The sequence below is a fragment of the Pyxidicoccus sp. M6 genome (genome assembly GCF_055568925.1).
In genome coordinates, this window is record NZ_CM145714.1 from 10156537 (window position 1) to 10175664 (window position 19128).

18 protein-coding genes are annotated in these 19128 nt (G+C 71.8%); 11 read left to right on the forward strand and 7 right to left on the reverse strand.

Annotated features, from left to right (window positions below):
- Positions 1-3: 3 nt before the first annotated feature.
- Positions 4-1404 carry a M14 family metallopeptidase gene (locus ACVTJA_RS39870; protein ID WP_465828292.1) on the reverse strand — a complete coding sequence of 467 codons (1401 nt, stop codon included), beginning with the start codon at positions 1402-1404 and terminating at the stop codon, positions 4-6.
- A 63-nt stretch (positions 1405-1467) separates the two neighbouring features.
- Between ACVTJA_RS39870 and ACVTJA_RS39875 the strand changes: the two genes are divergently transcribed.
- Positions 1468-1974 (forward strand): ureidoglycolate lyase, encoded by a 507-nt coding sequence (locus ACVTJA_RS39875; RefSeq protein WP_465828293.1) that lies wholly within the window; start codon positions 1468-1470, stop codon positions 1972-1974.
- Here ACVTJA_RS39875 and ACVTJA_RS39880 read toward each other — a convergent pair.
- Positions 1953-2633: a Type 1 glutamine amidotransferase-like domain-containing protein gene (locus ACVTJA_RS39880; protein WP_465828295.1), complete on the reverse strand. Its 681-nt coding sequence runs from the start codon at positions 2631-2633 to the stop codon at positions 1953-1955. The genes ACVTJA_RS39875 and ACVTJA_RS39880 overlap by 22 nt on opposite strands.
- Positions 2634-2655: 22 nt before the next feature.
- Positions 2656-3342 (reverse strand): fimbrial protein, encoded by a 687-nt coding sequence (locus tag ACVTJA_RS39885; RefSeq protein ID WP_465828297.1) that lies wholly within the window; start codon positions 3340-3342, stop codon positions 2656-2658.
- Between the two features lie 185 nt (positions 3343-3527).
- On the opposite strand from ACVTJA_RS39885, the gene ACVTJA_RS39890 reads away from it, so the two are divergent.
- The 5 genes from ACVTJA_RS39890 (at position 3528) to ACVTJA_RS39910 (ending at position 7302) form a co-directional block, all read left to right on the forward strand.
- Positions 3528-4538: a DUF2157 domain-containing protein gene (locus ACVTJA_RS39890; RefSeq protein WP_465828298.1), complete on the forward strand. Its 1011-nt coding sequence runs from the start codon at positions 3528-3530 to the stop codon at positions 4536-4538.
- A gap of 1 nt (position 4539) precedes the next feature.
- On the forward strand, positions 4540-5637 hold the full coding sequence (locus ACVTJA_RS39895; protein WP_465828300.1) for a DUF4401 domain-containing protein: 1098 nt from the start codon (positions 4540-4542) through the stop codon (positions 5635-5637).
- The gene (locus ACVTJA_RS39900) at positions 5634-6131 is read left to right on the forward strand and encodes a GDYXXLXY domain-containing protein (protein WP_465828302.1); all 498 of its coding nucleotides are present in this window, start codon (positions 5634-5636) and stop codon (positions 6129-6131) included. Before ACVTJA_RS39895 ends, ACVTJA_RS39900 begins: the two co-directional genes overlap by 4 nt.
- Positions 6132-6259: 128 nt before the next feature.
- Positions 6260-6499 carry a hypothetical protein gene (locus ACVTJA_RS39905; protein WP_465828304.1) on the forward strand — a complete coding sequence of 80 codons (240 nt, stop codon included), beginning with the start codon at positions 6260-6262 and terminating at the stop codon, positions 6497-6499.
- The gene (locus ACVTJA_RS39910) at positions 6496-7302 is read left to right on the forward strand and encodes a biliverdin-producing heme oxygenase (protein WP_465828306.1); all 807 of its coding nucleotides are present in this window, start codon (positions 6496-6498) and stop codon (positions 7300-7302) included. The genes ACVTJA_RS39905 and ACVTJA_RS39910 overlap by 4 nt, the downstream gene beginning before the upstream one ends.
- A 45-nt stretch (positions 7303-7347) precedes the next feature.
- On the opposite strand, the gene ACVTJA_RS39915 is transcribed toward ACVTJA_RS39910, so the two are convergent.
- Positions 7348-9099 (reverse strand): sigma-54-dependent transcriptional regulator, encoded by a 1752-nt coding sequence (locus ACVTJA_RS39915; RefSeq protein WP_465828308.1) that lies wholly within the window; start codon positions 9097-9099, stop codon positions 7348-7350.
- 360 nt (positions 9100-9459) lie between these two features.
- On the opposite strand from ACVTJA_RS39915, the gene ACVTJA_RS39920 reads away from it, so the two are divergent.
- The 4 genes from ACVTJA_RS39920 to ACVTJA_RS39935 are packed head-to-tail and all read left to right on the forward strand — an operon-like array spanning position 9460 to position 16242.
- Positions 9460-12873 carry a serine/threonine-protein kinase gene (locus ACVTJA_RS39920; protein WP_465840636.1) on the forward strand — a complete coding sequence of 1138 codons (3414 nt, stop codon included), beginning with the start codon at positions 9460-9462 and terminating at the stop codon, positions 12871-12873.
- 41 nt (positions 12874-12914) lie between these two features.
- The gene (locus tag ACVTJA_RS39925; RefSeq protein WP_465828309.1) at positions 12915-13619 is read left to right on the forward strand and encodes a hypothetical protein; all 705 of its coding nucleotides are present in this window, start codon (positions 12915-12917) and stop codon (positions 13617-13619) included.
- Complete coding sequence (locus ACVTJA_RS39930; protein ID WP_465828310.1) at positions 13619-14890, forward strand: YcaO-like family protein; 1272 nt, start codon at positions 13619-13621, stop codon at positions 14888-14890. Before ACVTJA_RS39925 ends, ACVTJA_RS39930 begins: the two co-directional genes overlap by 1 nt.
- Positions 14887-16242 (forward strand): TfuA-like protein, encoded by a 1356-nt coding sequence (locus tag ACVTJA_RS39935; RefSeq protein ID WP_465828311.1) that lies wholly within the window; start codon positions 14887-14889, stop codon positions 16240-16242. Before ACVTJA_RS39930 ends, ACVTJA_RS39935 begins: the two co-directional genes overlap by 4 nt.
- Positions 16243-16245: 3 nt before the next feature.
- On the opposite strand, the gene ACVTJA_RS39940 is transcribed toward ACVTJA_RS39935, so the two are convergent.
- Together ACVTJA_RS39940 and ACVTJA_RS39945 are read right to left on the reverse strand one after the other, a co-directional pair.
- A complete protein-coding gene (locus ACVTJA_RS39940) occupies positions 16246-17028 on the reverse strand; it encodes a class I SAM-dependent methyltransferase (RefSeq protein WP_465828312.1) in 783 nt (260 codons plus the stop codon).
- A 56-nt stretch (positions 17029-17084) separates the two neighbouring features.
- Positions 17085-17525, reverse strand: coding sequence for a CBS domain-containing protein (locus ACVTJA_RS39945; protein ID WP_465828314.1), 441 nt, complete (start codon positions 17523-17525; stop codon positions 17085-17087).
- A gap of 258 nt (positions 17526-17783) precedes the next feature.
- Here ACVTJA_RS39945 and ACVTJA_RS39950 point away from each other — a divergent pair, with 258 nt between their 5' ends.
- Entirely contained in the window at positions 17784-18164 is a 381-nt protein-coding gene (locus tag ACVTJA_RS39950; protein ID WP_465828317.1) for a response regulator, read from the forward strand.
- A 106-nt stretch (positions 18165-18270) separates the two neighbouring features.
- On the opposite strand, the gene ACVTJA_RS39955 is transcribed toward ACVTJA_RS39950, so the two are convergent.
- Positions 18271-19050 (reverse strand): ZIP family metal transporter, encoded by a 780-nt coding sequence (locus ACVTJA_RS39955; protein ID WP_465828319.1) that lies wholly within the window; start codon positions 19048-19050, stop codon positions 18271-18273.
- Between the last annotated feature and the right edge of the window lie 78 nt (positions 19051-19128).

Sequence of the window (19128 nt, forward strand, 5' to 3'; positions counted from 1 at the left end):
CGCTCACCCGTCGAAGCGGAGGATGCGCTCCACGCGGAAGGTGGACGCGGGCCCCAGCGGCTTCAGGAGCATCAGCTCACCGGACTGCCCGAGCTCCACCACGTCCCTGCCGGGCTTCTCCAGCCGGAGGGTGTCACCCTCCTTCGCGGACTGCCCCGCCGACGGCACGGCGAACAGTCCCCTACCCTCCACCGTCTCAATCGCGCCCAGGACGCGCAGGTCTCCCAGCTCCTCCACCTTGCCCACATGGACGAGCGCGAGCTGGCCACCCTTCCGGTGCACCTCGCGCGTGACGGCGATGCCCACGTCCGCGGTGAAGGGTTTCCCATCCGCGCCGAACAGCCCCACGTCCTTCAGCAGCACCTGCACGAGCCCCGAGCTGAAGTTCTCCGGAATGGAGTCGTAGCGAGTGATGTCCGCCTCGGCGGCCCTGCCGGTGGCCAGTGCCTCCAATGCCGTGGCCAGCGCGACGAAGTTGAGCCGCACCAGCGGCTCGTCTGGCGGCATCGACGTCCACGCGCCCGTCTCGATGAGCACCGTGGGCGTCCCCCAGCGCGTCATGTTGTCGCCGAAGGCGCGCGTCTCGAAGGAGTCGTCGTAGCGCCCCACCTGTCCCGGCGCGAGCGTCTCCACCGCGTCGCGAATCACCGCGCACACCTTCTTCGCGAGCAGCCGCCCCGGGTTGTCGCTCCGCTTCTCGTCGAATGCCGCCGCGAGCACCGAGATGGACGCGGGGCGCCCCGTCCGGCCCACCGCATGCCGCCAGCTCTGGTTGTGGAGGTTGAAGCCGATGAAGGGCTTCAGCCTGTCCCGCAGTCCCTTGAGGGCCCGCGCCTCCGGCGTCTGGAGCGCCAGCGCATCGCGGTTGATGTCGATGCCCTGCGCGTTGCGGCGCTGGAAGCGCTCGGCGCCGTCGGGATTGAGCAGGGGCACCGCGTGGAGCGTGAGCTCGCCGAGCATCCGGGCGACCCACGGCTCCTGCCGGTGCGTGCGGACGTACTCGAAGAAGTCGAGCAGCGCCGTGGTGGCGGTGGGCTCGTCGCCGTGCATCTGCGACCAGAGCAGGACGTGCCGCGCGCCGGTGCCGAGGGACACGTGGTACAGCGCGCGCCCCTCCACCGAGTGCCCCACCTCCTCCAGGCCGAAGAGGTCCGGAGCGCGCTCGCGCAGGTCCTTCAGGTGCTTCTCCACGTCGCCATGCCGCACCAGCGGCGCCACGGGGAGGTCCTTCGAGTGGACATCCGACCACCGCTCGGCGAGCGCCTTCGGAGGAGGAAGCGCCTGGGACGGGACAGGAGGAGTCGAGCTCATGGGTTTCTGGGGAGGTGAGGCGCCCAGCAAGAGGAGGGAGGACAGCACGAGCAGCGAGCAGCGCAGCCGGAGGTTCTGTCTGACGGAGCCCATCACCCTGTCCTCATGCCCCGGATGCTAACAGCCACCTCCCCCGGTTGAGGCAAGATGCGAGGCATGCGAACGCCACTTCGAGCACAACCCCTCACCCGTGAGGCCTTCGCTCCCTTCGGAGACGTCATCGGCCTGGGGCTCTCCGGAGGCTCCAGCGCCAACCAGGGCACCGCCACCCGGTATGACCGGGTGGCCCGACTCGGAGGCAGCCGGCCCGAGGCGCAGCCCAACCTCGCGGTGTTCCGCTCGGTGGCGAAGACGCTGCCCTTCGAGGTGAAGCTGCTGGAGCGCCACCCGTGCTCGTCGCAGATGTTCGTGGCGCTGTCGTGCCAGCGCTTCCTCGTCGTCGTGTGTCCGGACGACGCGCGCGGCGAGCCGGACCTGTCCCAGCTTCGCGCCTTCGTGTGTGGCCCGGGCCAGGGGGTGAACTACCGCCCCGGGCTCTGGCACCACCCCATCATCGCGCTCGACGGGCCGGCGGACCTGTTGATGCTCGCGTGGGAGGACGGCACGGCGCTCGACTGTGAGGAGCGTCCCCTCCCCAAGCCCTACCTCGTCACGAGCGACTGACGAAGCACGTCCCCTTCCCACTGGAACAGCGCCACCGGATGGCGTACGGGCTCCAGCGTCCCATCCGGATGGACGAGCGCACCACCGCCCAGCGGAATGCCGATTCCACGCGCCCCCGGCTCCGCGGCGTGCATGGCGCGCTTCAGTTCCTTCCAGTCCGGAGCCCCATGCACGCCGACGAGGAAGGGCGCGAGGCCGAGGACCGGGAACAGCGGCAACGCTCCGGGAGGCGGATGCTCCGGCCACGCCCGCGTGCCGAGCTGCATCGCGCCCGCGGAGATGCCCATCAGGACGGCACCCTCGCGGTAGCGCTGTCGGAGCAGCGACTCCACGCCGTTCCTCTGGAAGGTCTCCCAGCCGAGGAGCGGGTCACCTCCCGCCAGCAGGATGACGTGCGCGCTCGCGAGCCACGCGCGGTCCTCGTCCGAAGGCCGTGAGGGAATCATCCGGCAGCGCGAGATGCCCACGCCCTCCATGGCCCCGGTGAAGAGCTCGTAGAAGTCGGGCACGTCGCCGTTGGACGCGCCGAGATACGCGGCTCGCGGTTGCACGTCCCCGAGCAACGCGTGGAGACAGGCCAGGAACGGCCTGTCTCCGTCACGCCAGAACAGGAGCGAGCTGTCCGCGAGCAGGAGGAGCGGCTTGGGCGTGGCTTTCATGCGCGAGCGGAGCAACCCGGCGTCAGTTCATGATGTCGTTCACGATGTTCGCGGGGATGCCGGCCCGCACGGGTTGCCCTTCTTCGTCCTGCAGGTCGAGGTCCTGGGTGGAGATGATCCACACGTCCAGCGTGTCGTCGTTGTCCACGTTGCCCGCGCACGCCAGGGTGATGTTGCAGTCGGGGCACTGGCCCGAGATACCCAGCCGGTCCGCCACCCCCGGAGGCAGGTCCGATGCGGAGACGGAGCGCATGTTGGGAAACTTGAAGGTGTCCACGTCCACTCCCACCGCGTCCGGCAGCGGCTCCACCGCCGCCTCCGCGCGGGACGTCATGGGGCCATTACCCGCGAAGTACGCGTAGCGGTTTCCGCGCTCGGGCATGAAGCCCCGCGCCGAAGGGTTCAGGTCATAGGCGCGCTTCTCGAGGTGGTACGCCTTCTGCCACGTGAACCAGGCCTTCAGGTTCGCCTTGCACTCGGCCTGCTTCGAGCGCGCCTGGAACTTGAGGAAGTTGGGGATGGCGATGGCGGACAACATGCCCACGCACGGGCAGGCCAGCAGCACCGCGACCACGCCGAGGATGATGTAGAGCGTCTTCCGGCTGGAGCCGGCGGTGACGGTGGTCACGTTGCCGCACGCGCAGGTGAGCCCGGAGCCCGGAGCGAGCCCCGTCACGTCGAGAGCACGGCCGCACTTCGGACACTTCATGGTCGCCATCTGGAGAGCGCTCCCTCTTTCGCGGCGCGCCTTCCGCGCCGGGCGTGGTGACGATACCCGGGCACTCGGGGATGCCGCCAAGATTGTGGCCAACGGCATGCGGGCGAGCCCGGTGTGGGTGGCCCCAACCCCGGGGCCTGGACCGTCCGACCCGGGCAACGGCTACACTGCCCGGCGTGCCGAAAGATTTGCTCGACCTGGATGCCACACCCGAACGCCTGAGAGCGCTCGCGGACGCCGGAGTCCTTCCGCCCGCCGCGCTGCAGCGCGCGCTCCACCTGTCCGTGGCCACCCCGCCCCGCTCCGAGTGGCGGAGCTTCCTGTCCACCACGCTGATGGGCCTGGGCACACTGCTGGTGCTCTCCGGCGTCATCTACTTCTTCGCTTACAACTGGGCGGCCCTGCACCGCTTCGGGAAGCTGGGCCTCATCGCCGCGGCGATTGCAGGCACCGCGGTGGCCGCGTGGCGGCTGGGCGAGGGGCTCGCCAGCCAGCTCTCCCTGCTGGCCTCAGCGGTGCTCGTGGGGGCGCTGCTCGCGGTGTATGGGCAGGCGTACCAGACGGGCGCGGACCCGTATGAGCTGTTCGTCGGCTGGGCGGTGCTCATCCTCCCGTGGGTGGCGATGGCCCGCTTCGCGCCGCTGTGGCTGTTCCTCCTCGTGCTCGTGAACACCGGCGTCATCCTCTTCTGGGGACAGGTGCTCGGCGGCGACGAAGACACGGCCGCGTGGCTCGCGGTGGGGCTGGGCCTGCTCAACGGCTTCGCGTGGGCCACGTACGAGCACTTCGCGAACGCGGGCGTGTCCTGGCTGCGGGCACGGTGGGTGCCTCGCACGATGGCGGTGACGACGGTGGCCCCGCTGCTGGCGGCGGCGGTGGCGTTCATCGTCGCGCCGTCCGAGGTGGGCCCCGGAGCCGGGGTGGCGCTGCTGCTCGTGCTGGCTTCGCTGGCGGCGGACTACGCGCTGCACCGCCATCTGCACGGCGAGCTGTTCCTGCTCACCGTGGGCGTGCTGTCCGCGATGACGCTCGCCACCACGTGGGTGGGCCGCCTGCTCATCGTGGACGCCAACGTGGACGAGTTCAGCCTCTTCATCATGCCCTTCATCATCATCGGCGAGGTGGGGCTCGCGGTCTGGTGGCTGCGCAACGAGGCCCGTGCGACGGGCGCGGCGGAGGAGGCCTGAGATGGCGCGCCCCTCGATTCAAGACGTGCTGAAGGGCCTCCAGGCGGAAGGGCATCTGGCTCCCGACACCGAGGCCCGGGCCCGTACCGCGCTGGAGGTGTACCAGCGCACCGACGTGGCCACGCCGTGGTTCGTCAAGGCGCTCGCCGGCTTCGGCGCGTGGGTGGCCGCGTCGTTCCTGCTCAGCTTCTTCGGCTGCGTCGGCCTCTGGAAGGAAGAGGCGCTGATGGGCTTCCTCGGGCTCATCATCGGCGCCGGCGCCACGCTGCTGCGGCGGGCCACGCGGGGCGCCTTCATGGAGCAGCTCGCGCTGGCGCTGTGCCTCGCCGGCCTGGCCATGGTGGAGACGGGCTTCGCAATCGTCACGGAGAGCGACATCACGCCAGCCGTCCTCCAGCTCGTGCTCGGCGCGGTGCTGCTCGCCCTCTTCCCGGATGCCATCCTCCGCTTCCTCATGGCCCTGGGCATGGCGGGAGCGGCGGTCTTCCTGCTGTGGAAGGCGCTGGGCGAACTGGGGATGCAGCTCGGGCTGCTCGGCTGCGCGGTGCTCGTGCACTGGCTCCTCCTGGAGCAGGCCCGGCTGCGGCGCGGACGCTGGGGCGAGCTGGTGGGCCCCTCCGCCTTCGCGCTGGCCTGCGGCCTCATGGGCGCGCTGCTCACGCTCAACTTCGCCGGCGCGGTCATGAGTGAGCTGCGCATGCACGGCGTGTCCGTACCGGATGCGCTGCTCACGCTGGGGCTGACGGCGCTGACGCTGTACACCGCGTGGCGGGTGATGAAGGAACTGGAGCTGGAGGCGTCCGGCGTGGCGGGCGTGGCGGTGTTCGTCGCGCTGGGCGTGCTGGCGCTGATGACGCTGCACACGCCGACCATCATCACCGCGGCGGGGATGATGGTGCTCGGCTTCCACCGGCGCTCGACGGTGCTGCTGGGGCTGGCGGCGGCGTTCCTGCTCGCGGCGGGCGGCTGGTACTACTACGACCTGGGGCTCACCCTGCTGGCCAAGGCGCTCGCGCTGACGGGCAGCGGGCTGGTGTTCCTGGGCCTGCGGACGTTCCTCGCGCGGCGCTTCCCCGCCGCGACGGCGGAGGTGCGGTGATGCGCGCTGCGGTCATCTTCGGCGGGCTGGTGCTCGCCCTCGGCGCGCCCGCGGGGCTCGTCGTCCAGAAGGAATATGTGCTGGCCCGGGGACAGCCGGTGCTGCTGGAGCTGGCGCCCAGAGACCCGCGCTCGCTGATGCAGGGCGACTACATGGTGCTGGACTACGCCATCAGCCGCGAACGCCAGGGAGAGCTGGAGGCGCGCCCCCACGACGGCAACCTGGTGCTGCGCCTGGACGAGCAGGGCGTGGGGCGCTTCGTGCGCTTCGACTCGCCGGACACGCCGCTGGCGCCGGGAGAGCTCAAGCTGCGCTACCGCGTCCGGGACGACCGCGTGCGCCTGGGCGCGGAGGCCTTCTTCTTCCAGGAGGGCCACGCGGACCGCTACGCCGGGGCGCGCTACGGCGAGCTGAGCGTGGCGGACAGCGGCGCCAGCGTGCTCGTGGGGCTGCGCGACGGGCAGCGCGAGCCCATGGGACGCGACACTCCGTAGGCCCACCGAGTAGGCCCGCTTCTCGGGCCCACTCCCCGACCTGCAACACGATGGCGCTTGCTCTCCGCGGCGACTTCGTGCATCATTTTATTGATTTCGATAATCAAAATCAAAATCAGGGAGACGCGATGCTCGAACAGGGATGCGGCAAGACGGTGCTGGCGCGGGGCCCGTGCGCGGAGGTGACGCGGTGTTCCTGTGGGCACATCCACCTGGCGATGGGCCCGGTGACGATTCGCGTGGAGGAGGAGGTGCTCCGCGCCATCGGCATGACGCTGGCCGAGGCGCTCCAGCAGCTCGGTGAGCGGGAAGAGTCTCCCCTCGTGACGGCGGAGCCGGCGCTCACCTCGGGTGGGTGGAAGCAGTGAGCGCCACCGGCTCCCTGCGCCTGCCGCGGACGGAGCAGTCCGCGCGCGTGCGGCGCCAGTCCGGCGCGGAGGCCTCCGCGCTTCCTCGCGAGTCCGCGGCCGCCCCGCTCTCCGTGTTGCTGGAGGAAGGCACGGCGAAGGCGCGTCAGCAGGCGGAGCGCTCCCTCTTCCTGGAGACGCTGTTCGCGGACAACTGGGACGGAGGCGTGTACGGCCAGTTCGTCCGGGCCCAGCACTACGTCAGCTACCTGCGCCAGCTCCACTACCTGTACACCGCCTTCGAGGGCGTGCTGCCGCGCGTGGTGGACTCGCCGCTGACGCCGGTGTTGCTGCTGCCGGAGCTGCGCCGCGCCAGCGCGCTGGAGGCGGACCTCGTCTACTTCTGCGGCGAGACGCGCACGGAGTCCTTCGCGTGCCTGGAGGCCCGCGTGCACGCGCAGCGGCTTCGCGAGGTGGCGGAGGAAGCGCCGCACCTGCTGGTGGCGCATGCGTATGCGCGGTGCATGTTGGATTTGTTCACCGGGCCGGCCCGGGCGCCGCGCATCGCGGAGGCCTTCGAGCTGGATGACGGCCGGGGCACCTGCTTCTACGACGCGCTCACCGCGTCCGAGCTGGCGGCCTTCCGCGTCCGCCTCCACTCGCGCCTCGACGGGCTGGAGCTGGACGCGGACGAGGTGCAGGAGGTCATCCAGGAGGCGCGCATGGCCTTCCGGCTCCATTCGCTCGTCTGTGACGAGCTGGCCCGGGGCGCATCGGGCATCACCGCGCGGGGCACCGTCGCGGCGCCCTGCCCTCCGCGCTGAAGCCCGTCGCGCGGGGGGTGCCCGGAAGGAGCGGGCACCCCCGCATCAGGCGGCCTCGTCCTCCGACAGCAGGTCGGCGAAGGGCGACGCGTCCTCGCCGAGGGCCTTGTAGAGCGCCTCCACCTTCTCCAGCTCGCGCTTGAGCGCCTTGTGGTGGTTGCGGTTCTTCACCAGGCTCTCGCGCCCCAGCAGGCGGAAGCCCTCGTCGCGGCCCACCTGGCGGATGGCCATGCCCAGCACCAACCCGCGGAACGCATCCGCGAGGTCCAGGTCGAGCGGGGCATTGCGCTTGCGCGCCTCGGCGACGAAGGCCTGCGCGGCCGCGCGGAGCGCCTCTGGCAGCGGCTTGCCACCCGGCACCTGCTCGTAGTCGAGCGCCCGCGCCACGTGCTTGTCCTGCAGCACCAGCTCCCCCGTGGGACTGGTCTGCTCCACCATGGCCAGCGTGTAGGCGCGGCGGACGATGTTGTCGAGCTGCCGCAGGTTGCCCGGCCAGCTCCCGCCCACCAGCAGCCGCTCCGCCTCGGGCGTCAGCCGGGCGCTGCCCTCGGGCGAGCGCTCGCGGTGCCGGCGGTTCACCATGTACCGCGCCCACATGGGGATTTCGTCCGTGCGCTCCTGCAGCGCGGGCATGCGCACCGGCAGCACGTTGACGCGGTAGTAGAGGTCCTCGCGGAAGCGGCCCGCGCGCACCTCCGCGTGCAGGTCCGCGTTGGTGCCGATGATGAAGCGCACGTCCGCCTGACGCTCACCGGTGCCCTCGCCCAGCGGGCGGTAGCTGCGCGACTCCAGCAGGTGCAGCAGGCCCGCCTGCGCCTTCAACGACAGCTTGTCGATTTCGTCGATGAACAGCGTGCCGCCGTCCGCACGCGCCACGCTGCCCGGCGCGTCGCGCACCGCGCCCGTGAAGGCGCCCTTCTTCCAGCCGAAGAGCTCCGCCATCTGGAGGTCCTCGGGCACCGTCACCAGGTCCAACGTCTCGAAGGGCTTGCCCCGGCGGTTGGAGCGCTCGTGGCACCAGCGCGCCAGCCGCGACTTGCCCGCGCCGGTGGCGCCGCTGATGAGGATGGTCTCATCCTGCAGAGCGAAGACGCGGAGGATGGGCAGCAACTCCGCCATGGAGCGGCCCACCACCGGGAGGAACTCGTCCACCTCCGGCGTGGCCACCGGGCGCTGCGGCAGTCCGGCCAGGTACGGCGCGGCCACGTCCGCGAGCAGCTGCAGCTTGTCCCCCACCGACAGCCAGACGAACTCCTGGCCCATGGCGGCGAGGCAGTCCGCCTCGAGAGAAATCATCCCCTCGATGCTGCCGCCCGGCGTGCGCAGCGGCAGCACGCACACGTGCGTGGCGTGGCGCCCGAGGAAGCGCTGGCGGCTCTCGTTGCTGTGGAAGCCCGCCAGCCCCGGGTCACCCGTCACCGGCGCGTTGGGCGCGTGCGGCTGCACCGTGCCCACGTTGACGTCGATGGACACCGCGCACCGGTGCTCCACCACCGCGCGCCACGCCGTGGCCGAGGTGAAGAAGGGCGTACCCACACTGGCATCCGTAATCTCAGAGGACCCCACATCCAGCGCGGCCAGCCGGCGGTAGGCCTCGCCGGGGCGGAGGTGGACGATTCCGCGGAGGACGCGGGCCCGGGCTGCGTACCGACTGGACGCAACCGCTTCCTGGGCCATGGCCAACATCCGGCGCAGGGTGGCCGCCGCGGCGGTCTCGAAATCCTTTGCCGCCCGCAGTGCGGTCAGCAACTGCGCCATCTCGTCGTGCATCCACTCGCCTCCGTCCGGAACCATCATCCGAGCCAACCCCTCGGGGCCGCTGCGGAAGAGGGACGAAGTGTAGCGGAGATGGAGATGAAGAACGCGGAAGGAGCGGCCCCTCCCTCCGCGTTCTCGGACCTCCATGACGGCGGGACGCCCGGTTTCCCGTGGCGCCACGCGAAAACACCATGCGGGCTTCGTGCCAGACACCCCGTTTCACGTGTTTTCAAGGGGATGGCCCGAGAGGGGGGTGGAGGTGCCCTCCTGGCGCGTCCTGCTGGGACGCACGCGCGTCCAACCAGGACGCAGGCCCGTTGTCGCGGACGGAGAGGGGGGCGATCGCTATGCTACTCGCCCTCTATGACATCTCCCGCGTGGCTCCACCCCTTGCCTGGGGTGGGAGCGACCATCGGTCCCTACCAGCTCCAGGAAGTCCTGGGCCAGGGGGGCATGGGAGTCGTGTACCGGGGTGAGCACCCGGAGACGGGCGAGGCGGTGGCCGTGAAGACGGTCCGCGCCGCCTCCGAAGTCCCCCTGGCCAGCATCCGGCGGGAGATTCACGCGCTGCGTCGGCTCCGGCACCCGGGCGTGGTGCGAATCGTGGCCGAGGGCGTGTCGGACGGGCTGCCCTGGTACGCCATGGAGCTGCTGCGCGGGCAGACGCTGCGCGGCGCCAGCGCGGGGCAGGAGGCGGGCCCGGTGACGCCGGAGCGCCTGCGCTCCGTGCTCAACCTGGTGCGGAGGCTGTGCGCGCCGCTGGCCTTCCTGCACGCCAACGGCCTCGTCCACCGGGACCTCAAGCCGGAGAACGTCTTCCTGCGCCCGGACGGCACGCCGGTGCTGGTGGACTTCGGCATCGCCGCGCGCTTCGGCGGCTCGCGGGGCCGCGAGACGCTGGACGTGGGCGGCACGGTGGTGGGCAGCGACGCGTACATGGCGCCGGAGCAGCTCCGCGGCGGCTTCGTGGACGCGCGCGCGGACCTCTACGCGCTGGGCTGCATCTTCTACGAGCTGCTCACCGGCCGGCCTCCCTTCCTCCCCGGCCGCGAGGGGCCCGTGCCGCACCAGCACTTCCACGTGGCGCCGGTGCCCCCGTCGCGGCGCGTGGAGGGCCTGCCGGAAGGCGTGGACGCGCTGGCGCTGCGGCTGTTGGCGAAGAAGCCCCAGGAGCGCCCCGGCTATGCGGAGGACGTGGCGGCGGCGCTGGACGCGCTCGGCGCGGAGGGCGGCGGAGACGGCGCCACGCCCCGGACGCCGGCCTATCTCTACCGGCCGGACCTGGCGGGACGCGGCGGCGAGCTGGGCCGCCTCATGGACGCGCTGGACGCGGCGTCTCGCGGCCGGGGCGGGCGCGTGTTCCTCGGCGGAGAGAGCGGCGCGGGCAAGACGCGGCTGGCGCTGGAGCTGGCGTCGGAGGCGACGTGGCGGCGCATGGCGGTGGTGACGGGCGAGTGCGTGCCGCTGGACTCCGGAGGCGCGGACGTCCACGCGGCGCCGCTGCAGCCGCTGCGCCCGCTGCTGCTCGCGGTGGCGGACCGCTGCAACGAGCGCGGCACGCGGGAAGCGGACCGGCTGCTGGGGCCGCGCGGACGCGTGCTCGCCGCGTACGAGCCGTCCCTGGCGCAGCTCCCCGGCCAGCACGCCTGGCCCGAGCCCCCTGCCCTGCCGGCGCCCGAGGCGCGCGCCCGGGTGCTGGCGGCGCTGCGCGACACGCTGCGGGCCTTCGCGGAGGTGCAGCCGCTGCTGCTGGTGCTGGATGACTTGCAGTGGGCGGATGACCTGACGCTGAGCTTCTTGCAGGAGCTGGGCGCGGGGCAGCTCTCGACGCACCCGGTGCTGCTGGTGGGCACGTACCGCATGGACGAGATGGGCGCGGCGCTGCGCACGCTCGTGGGCGCGCCGGACGTGGTGCGGGTGGAGGTGGGGCGGCTGGACGCGGCGAGCGCGGGGGAGATGGTGCGCGGCATGCTGGCGCTGCGCGAGGTGCCCGCCCCCTTCGTGGACGTGCTGGTGCGCGAGACGAGCGGCAACCCCTTCTTCATCGCCGAGTACCTGCGCGCCGCCATCGACGCGGGCCTGCTCTTCCGCGCCCCGTCCGGCGAGTGGCTCTTCGAGGCGGGCGGCAGCACCGCGCACCGGCCCCTCCCGCTGCCGGGCAGCATCGTCGAGCTCATCGAGCGGCGGCTGGCGGACCTGGGCGCGGAGGGACGCGCGCTGGCGGAGGCGGCCTCGGTGCTGGGCCGCGAGCAGGACGCGGAGATGCTGCTGACCATCGCCGCGCTGTCGGAGCCCGCGGGGCTGGAGGCGGTGGCGGAGCTGCGCCGCCGGCAGGTGCTGGAGGAGTCCGGCGGCGGGCGCCTGCGCTTCGTGCACGACAAGCTCCGCGAGGTGGCCTACGCGCGCGTCCCCACCGACGCGCGCCAGACGCTGCACCGGCGCTCGGCGGAGTGGCTGGAGCGCCGCTACACCGGAACGCTGGAGCAGGACGACCACGCCGCCGCGCTGGGCCACCACTGGTCCCGCGCGGCGAGAGCGGGCCGCGCGTTCGGTTGGTACGCACGCGCGGGGGACAGGGCCCGGGCCGCGTACGCCAACGGCGACGCCATCGCCTTCTACGAGGCCGCGCTGCGCGAGGCGGCGGCGTCCGAGCGGGACGCGGACGCGTCCACGACGAACGCGGCGGGCGTGGAGGCCGTGGCGCTGGAGCACGTCTGGGAGGCGCTGGGTGAGGTGCTGGCCCTCACCGGCAGGCAGGCCGAGGCGCGCACGGCCTTCATGGAGGCCCTGGCACGCATTCCGCAAAGCGAGCGCGTCCGTCGCGCCAACGTCCTGCGGAAGGTGGGCAAGGCCTTGCAGACGCACCATCAGAACGAGGAAGCGCTGCGCGTCTACGCGCGCGCGGAGGCCGAGCTGGGCCCCGCGCCGGACGCGTACTCCTCGTCACCGTCCGAGGCCGAGGCCTGGTGGCACGAGTGGGTGCAGCTCCAGGGCGAGCGCATCACCGTGCACTACTGGCTGGCGCAGCTCGACGAGATGCGGGCGCTGGTGGACGGCGTGCGGCCCGTGGTGCAGGCCCACGGCACGCCCCTCCAGCGCGCCCGCTTCTTCAACTCATTGGTGCAGATGCAACTTCGTAGCGAGCGCTACCAGGCCTCCGCGGACACGGTGGCGCACGCGCGGGCCTACACGGACGCGGCGCTGGAGGCGGGCGGAGAGCTGGAGCGCGCGGGCGCGCGGTGCGTGCTGGCCTCGGTGCTGCTCTTCCACGGCGCGCTGGAGGAGGCGCAGGCCGGCATGGAGCTGTCGCTGCGCGAGGCGGAGCGGCTGGGCGACGTGACGCTGCAGACGCGCTGCCTCACGTACCTCACCGTCATCCTCCGGCTGCGGGGGCAGGTGGACGCCGCGCGCGAAGCAGCGGGCCGCAGCCTGGAGGTGGCCACCACCGCGCGCATGGCGGACTACGTGGGCGCGGCGCACGCCAACCGGGCATGGGGGGCCCTGCGCGCGGGAGATGGCCCGGCCGCTCGCGAGGCCGGCTCGGAGGCGCTCCGGCTGTGGCGTCCCCTGTCCCTCGTCTACCCCTTCCAGTGGTTGGCGCATTGGCCGCTGCTCGCGGTGGAGCTGGCGGACGGGCGCGTACCCGAAGCGCTGGAGCACGCGCGCGCCATGCTGGCGCCGAGTCAGCAACGACTGCCCGAGGCGCTCTCCACCCCGCTGGCCGCGGCGGTGGCGGCCGGGGCGGACACCGCCTCCGCCCGCGAGCACCTCACGTTGGCCTGTGAAGCCGCTCGGCGGCTCGGCTACCTGTGACGCTGTCACCTTCGCCGTTCACCCCATCCATCGAGGAACCCATGACCTCATCGAGCACGAAGGAGTACGTGTACCTTTTCTTCCAGCCCAACGAGGTCAACATCCTCGAGGGCTTCACCACCGACATGAAGGTGATGGGTGTACCGAAGGACAACCCAAACGAACCGGAGAACGTGACGGACCTTGTCCGGTTTCACGTGAATTCCGAGGCGGGCGGGAAGAGCGGAGATCCAGCCCAGGTGGAGGTGACGGTCAACATCACCACGAAGGTCGCCCAGGTGAAGGGAGTCAAGCCGGGCGCCGACCCCGCCGAGCTGGTCGCCACGCTGCACGAGTGCGGGGACCGCCCGGCGCCGAGGGCCACGGCCAAGGCCTGGGTGGACGAGTCGGACCTGCTGCTCTACGCGCCGGATGGTAGAATCTACTGGCTGCCCACCGAGACGTGGATGAACGCGAAGTCCTTCGACCCCTCGCACCCCCACGACATGAAACACCTCGCCAAGGCCATCAAGCCGCTGCTCAAGAACGAGGCCGTGGTGGCCAACATCCCGCACCACGTCGGGCGCGACTGCTCGTGCTCGGAAGAAGAAGCCCCGCGCGAGGCCATGGCGAGCCTGGGCGCGCCCGCAGAGCCCGTCACCTGCTTCCTCCTCAACCTCAACAGCATCCTGTTGAGCTATTCCCCCAGCAAGTCACTCGACGCGGAGGAGCAGGACGCCTCTCCCTTCGCGTCCCGGAAGTTCTGATGCCCCTTCGCAACGCCCTCCGCACACCGGAAGTGGCCCTGTCCTCCGCCGGTACTCCCAAGAGCTTTCGCCTCGGCGCACGCCGGGCGGTATCCCCGCAGCAGACGCTGGAGCGCGTGCGCCGGCTCATGCCGATGTTGGGCATCACCCGCATCGCCAACGTCACCGGCCTGGACACGATTGGCATCCCCGTCGTCATGGTGACGCGGCCCAACGCGCGCTCGCTCGCGGTGTCGCAGGGCAAGGGGCTGACAATGGATGCGGCGAAGGCGTCCGGCCTCATGGAGTCCGTGGAGGGCTACCACGCCGAGCACATCTCCCTGCCGCTGAAGCTGGCCACGTACAACGAGCTGCGCCTGCGCGAGCCCGTGGTGGACGTGGCCGGCCTGCCCCGGCTGTCGGTGAGCCTGTTCCACGACAACTGGCGCATGCTGTGGGTGGAGGGCGTGAATCTGATGAAGGGCAGCACGCTCTGGCTGCCCTTTGATTTGGTGCACACCGACTACACGCTGCCCCTGCCCACCGGCAGCGGCGCGTTCCTGATGAGCAGCAACGGGCTGGCCTCCGGCAACCACGTGGTGGAGGCCACGCTCCACGGCCTGTGTGAAGTCATCGAGCGGGACGCCACCACGCTCTGGCACGCGCGCGGCCCCCGAGCCCAGGCGCCCACGCGGCTGGACCTGGACTCGGTGGACGACCCGGCGTGCCGCGTGGTGCTGGAGAAGTACGCGCGCGCGAGCGTGGCCGTGGGCGCGTGGGAGACGACGAGCGACGTGGGCGTCCCCGCCTTCACCTGCTCCATCGTCGACCGCGAGCCGGAGCCCTTCCGCCCCGTGGCGGTGGCCAGCGGCATGGGCTGCCACCCGTCGCGCGAGGTGGCCCTGCTCCGCGCGCTGACGGAGGCCGCGCAGAGCCGGCTCACCCGCATCAGCGGCGCGCGGGATGATTTGCACCGCAAGGCCTACGAGGCGGCGAAGGACGGCGTCGCGGCGGAGCGGATGCGGGTGCGCCTGCGGGAGGAAGCCCCCGTGCGCCGCTTCCACCTGGTGCCCACGCACGACGGCACGACGCTGGAGGAAGACCTGGCCTGGGTGCTGGGGAAGCTGGGCGCCGCCGGGCTCTCCCAGGTGGTGGCGGTGGACCTGACGAAGCCGGAGCTGGGCGTACCGGTGGTGCGCGTGGTGGTGCCGGGGCTGGAGCCCACGCACGAGGCCCCGGGCTATGTGCCCGGCCCGCGGGCGCAGCGAGTGCTTCGGGAGCGCGAGGAATGAAGAAGGTGTTCATCTTCACCGGCCCCACGCTGCGGCCGGAGGAAGCGCGCGCGGAGCTGGACGCCATCTACCTTCCGCCCGTGCAGCAGGGCGACGTGTACCGGGCCGCGCGGGAGAACCCGGTGGCCATCGGCATCATCGACGGCTTCTTCGAGCACGTGCCCGCGGTGTGGCACAAGGAAATCCTCTGGGCCATGGCCGAGGGCATCCACGTCTTCGGCGCCGCCAGCATGGGCGCGCTGCGCGCGGCGGAGCTGGCGCCCTTCGGCATGGAGGGCGTGGGCGAAATCTTCGAGGCCTACCAGCGCGGCGAGCTGGAGGACGACTCGGACGTCGCGGTGGCGCACGCGGGCGAGGAGGACGGCTGGCGTCCGCTGTCCGAGGCGATGGTGAACATCAGCGCCACGCTCTCCTCCGCGTGGCTCTCGCAGGTGGTGACCGAGACCACCCGCACGACGCTGGAGCGGGTGGCCAGGTCACTCTTCTACGTGGAGCGCGCCTGGCCGGTGGTGCTGGCGCGCGGCGCGCGGGAGGGGGTGCTGGCCTCGCAACTCCAGGCGCTCGAGGCGTGGCTGCCGTCGGGCCGCGTGGACCAGAAGAAGCTGGACGCGCTGACCCTGCTGCGCCGCCTGCGCGAGCACTTGGAGGTGGGCCTCCTGCCGAAGACGGTGAGCTTCCCCTTCCAGCACACGGATGCCTGGGAAGAAGCGCTGCGCCGCGCGGGCCGCCTGCCGCTGCAGCGGGACGCGAAGCCCCTGGAGGGCGTGGCCCCGGAGTCACTGCTGGATGAATTGCGCCTGCGCGGCACGCTGGGCGCGGCTCGGCGCGCGAGCATGGCGCGGGCCCTGGCGGTAGAGGAGGCCCGCCGGCTGCGGCGCGAGCCCGGCGAGGAGGAGTTGCGCAACACGGCCGAGGCGCTGCGCCAGGAGCGGGGCCTGGCACCGGACTCCTTCGAGCGCTGGCAGGCGGAGCAGCAGGTGGACGACCTGGGCCGGCTGCTGCGCGACGAGTCCCACGTGCGCTGGGTGGAGACGCTCTTCGAGCCGGACGTGCTGCGGCACCTCGCGGACCACCTGCGGCTGACGGGCGAGTACTCGGACCTGCTGGAGCGCGCCCGTGACAAGGAGCGGGTGCTCGCCGCGGCGGGGATGGCGACGCCCCGGCTGGAGGACGCGGGCATCACCGAGGACATGCTGTGGCGCTGGTACTTCGAGGAGCGCCAGGGCCGGCTGATGCCGGAGTCCCTCGCCCGGGCCGCGCGCGATGGCGGCTTCTCGGACGTGGACTCCATGCGCCGGGCCGCGCTGCGCGAGCTCTGCTACGTGCTGGCCAAGGCCGACGCGCGCGACTGAGCGTCACGCGGGCTGCAGGATGAAGACGCGGTCCAGCCGGCGGCTGCCACGCAGCACCGGCGACTCCAGGTCGTAGTCGAAGTCGTACATGGCCACCACGCGCAGGCCCGCGTCGCGGAAGAGCTTGCTGGCCTGGGGCGCGCTGTACGTGCGGAAGAACCACGTCGTCTCGATGAGCCAGTCCTTCCCCGGCCCCGTGACGCGCAGCCGGTTGCGCATGGGGGAGCGGCGCGCGCGGCGCTCGGGCAGGCCCTCGTGCGTGTTGCAGACGACCTTGTCCTTCCCCACGTGGCCCACCCAGCGCTCGTGCTCCGGCGCGGTGCGCGCGTAGTCCGTGAGGTGGAAGCCGAGCACGTAGATGCCATTCGGCTTCAGCAGCCGCCGCGTGCCGATGAGGTGCTCGCGCGCGGCGGCCTCGCTGTCCAGGTAGCGGAAGGTGGAGACGAGGCAGTGCGCCAGGTCCACGCTCCCCTCCAGCGACGGCTCGGCGAAGGCCTCCATGCGCGACTGCGACAGCCGCACGCGGCGGCGCTGCGCGGGCGTGAGGCGACGACGCGCGTGCGCGAGCATCGCCTCGGAGATGTCGTAGCCCACCACCTGGAGGCCCCGGCTCGAGGCCTCGGCCACCAGCCGCCCGGCGCCGCAGGCGGGCTCCAGCCACAGCTTGCCGCCGGAGCCGTGGCGCTCGCTGAGCGCCTGGAGGAAGTCCACCTCGCGCACCGTATCAGTGCCAAAGATGGCCTCGTAGTACTCGGGGTGCTCGTACCAGTCGGTGCGCTTTTCCATGAGGGCGCGCGCATCCTCCGGTCCCCGACGCAGAAAGCAAGAAGAAGCGCGGGCCTTCAGGACACGGAGACACCGGACTCCTTCGCCTCGCCCCGTCTCCCTTCCGCGGCGTCGAGAAGCCGCGAGGCCAGCCGCAGGAAGTCGGACTCGGTGACGATGCCCACCAGCCTGCCGTCGCCGTCCACCACCGGCAGACAGCCGAAGCGGCCGTCGAGCAGCTTGTGGATGGCGTCTCGCGCGGGCAGGTCCGGCGTCACCGTCTCCGGCCCGCGCGTCATGATGTCCCCAATGACCACCGGCTGGGGCGCGGACGGCAGGTGCCGCCCCAACGCGCGGAGCAGGTCCCGGTGGCTCACCAGCCCCACCAGCTTCCCTTCGCTCACCACGGGCAGGTGCCGGATGTGCTGACGCTTCAGCAGGTCATCGACGGAAAGCAGACCGTCCGTCTCCTTCAGCGTGATGACGTCACGGGTCATCAGGTCCCCCACGGTGAGCATGGCGCGGCCTCCTCGGTTGGCGGCCCATGAGACGCATCGGCGCCGGCACGGGCCGGAAGATGTGGAGCTCCCCCGGGAGGGTGCGTCCGTCTCTCACGCCTTGCAGCCCGAAGCAGGCGGGCAGCCGGGCGCCCTCGGGCCCCTCCGGGCGCGCGGCGGGCGGTGCTCGCGCCCGCGCGCCCATTCACATCCCCCGCGACGACGCCCCATCTCCCCGCACGGCGGCGTTGCCGCCCCCATCCGCTTCGAGGAGCGACGATGCATACCGTCCTGCTGGTCGATGACGACCCTTCCCTGCTGCGCCTCTACACGCGGGTCCTGGAGAACCTGGGCTGTACCGTGGCCACCGCCCCGGATGGACAGGAAGCCCTGACGATGGCGCAGCTCCTGCTTCCCGACCTCATCATCACCGACGTGACGATGCCGAGGATGAACGGGCTCGAGCTCTGCCGGGCCCTGCGCGAGGACGCGGCGGTGCGCGACATCCCCATCATCCTCCACAGCGCGCTGGACGCGGTGGTGACGCCCCCGGGCGTGGCCTTCCTGCGCAAGACGGGCGACCTGGCGGAGTTCGGCACCCAGGTCATCCGCGGCCTCGCCGAGGCGCGACTCGCGCGACGACTCACCCCAGCCGCCTGAGCCGGTGGGCCGCTCCCCAGGCCCCTCCTCCAAGTGGGAGGGGTCCACCGGTTCCGGCGCACTCCCCGGCACGCAATCCGTTCCGGGGCGGGAGATGGGCCCCGGCTCAGTGCCCGGCCGGGTGCCCCATCACTCTCGCGAGGATGAACATCACGAGCAGCCCCGCGAAGAGCGCCAGCACGTTGCGCCCGGGCTGGTCCTTGCCGTGCCGGTGCACGTGCGGCAGCAAGTCAGACACCGCGATGTAGAGGAACGTCCCCGCGGAGAAGGCCAGCGCCTTCGCGGCGAGGCTCTCGAAGTGCAGCGCCGCGTCGAAGGCGAAGTAGAGCAGCGCGCCCGCCGGCACCATCATCCCGTACAGCGTGGACAAGAGCAGGATGGAGGCCCGCGAGCGGCCCTCCGTCTTGAGGATGGTCGCCAGCGACAGCGCGGAGGGCACCTTGTGCGCGACGATGGCCAACAGCGCCATCAGCCCCACGCCCTCCTCCACCGCCGAGCCCAGCGCGATTCCGTCGAACAGCGTGTGCGTGGACAACCCGAGGAACGCCGTGAAGCCCAGCACCTGCCCGGGCGCCGCCGGCTCACCGGTGCCGGACATGTGGTCCCCGGGCAGGTCCTCGCCCGCGTGCGCCACGAGGTAGCGCTCCAGCACGAGGAGGAAGGCGAAGCCTCCGGGCACCAGCGCGAAGGCCCACCAGCCGCCGCCGGTGTACGCCTCCGGCAGCATGTGGAAGAAGGCCGCGCCCAGCATCACGCCCGCCGCGAAGGCGAGGAAGCGCACCAGGTGCGTGGGCCGCTCGTTCCACACCACCACCACCGCGCCCAGGAGTGCACCGAGGACGATGATGAGCGAATAGAGGGCCACCGTGGCCGGAACGGACGACATGGGGCGCGCACCCTACCTCAAATCAGAACACCGATACCGAATCAGTGTTCTGACCGCCCGCCGACCTTCGCGCCACCT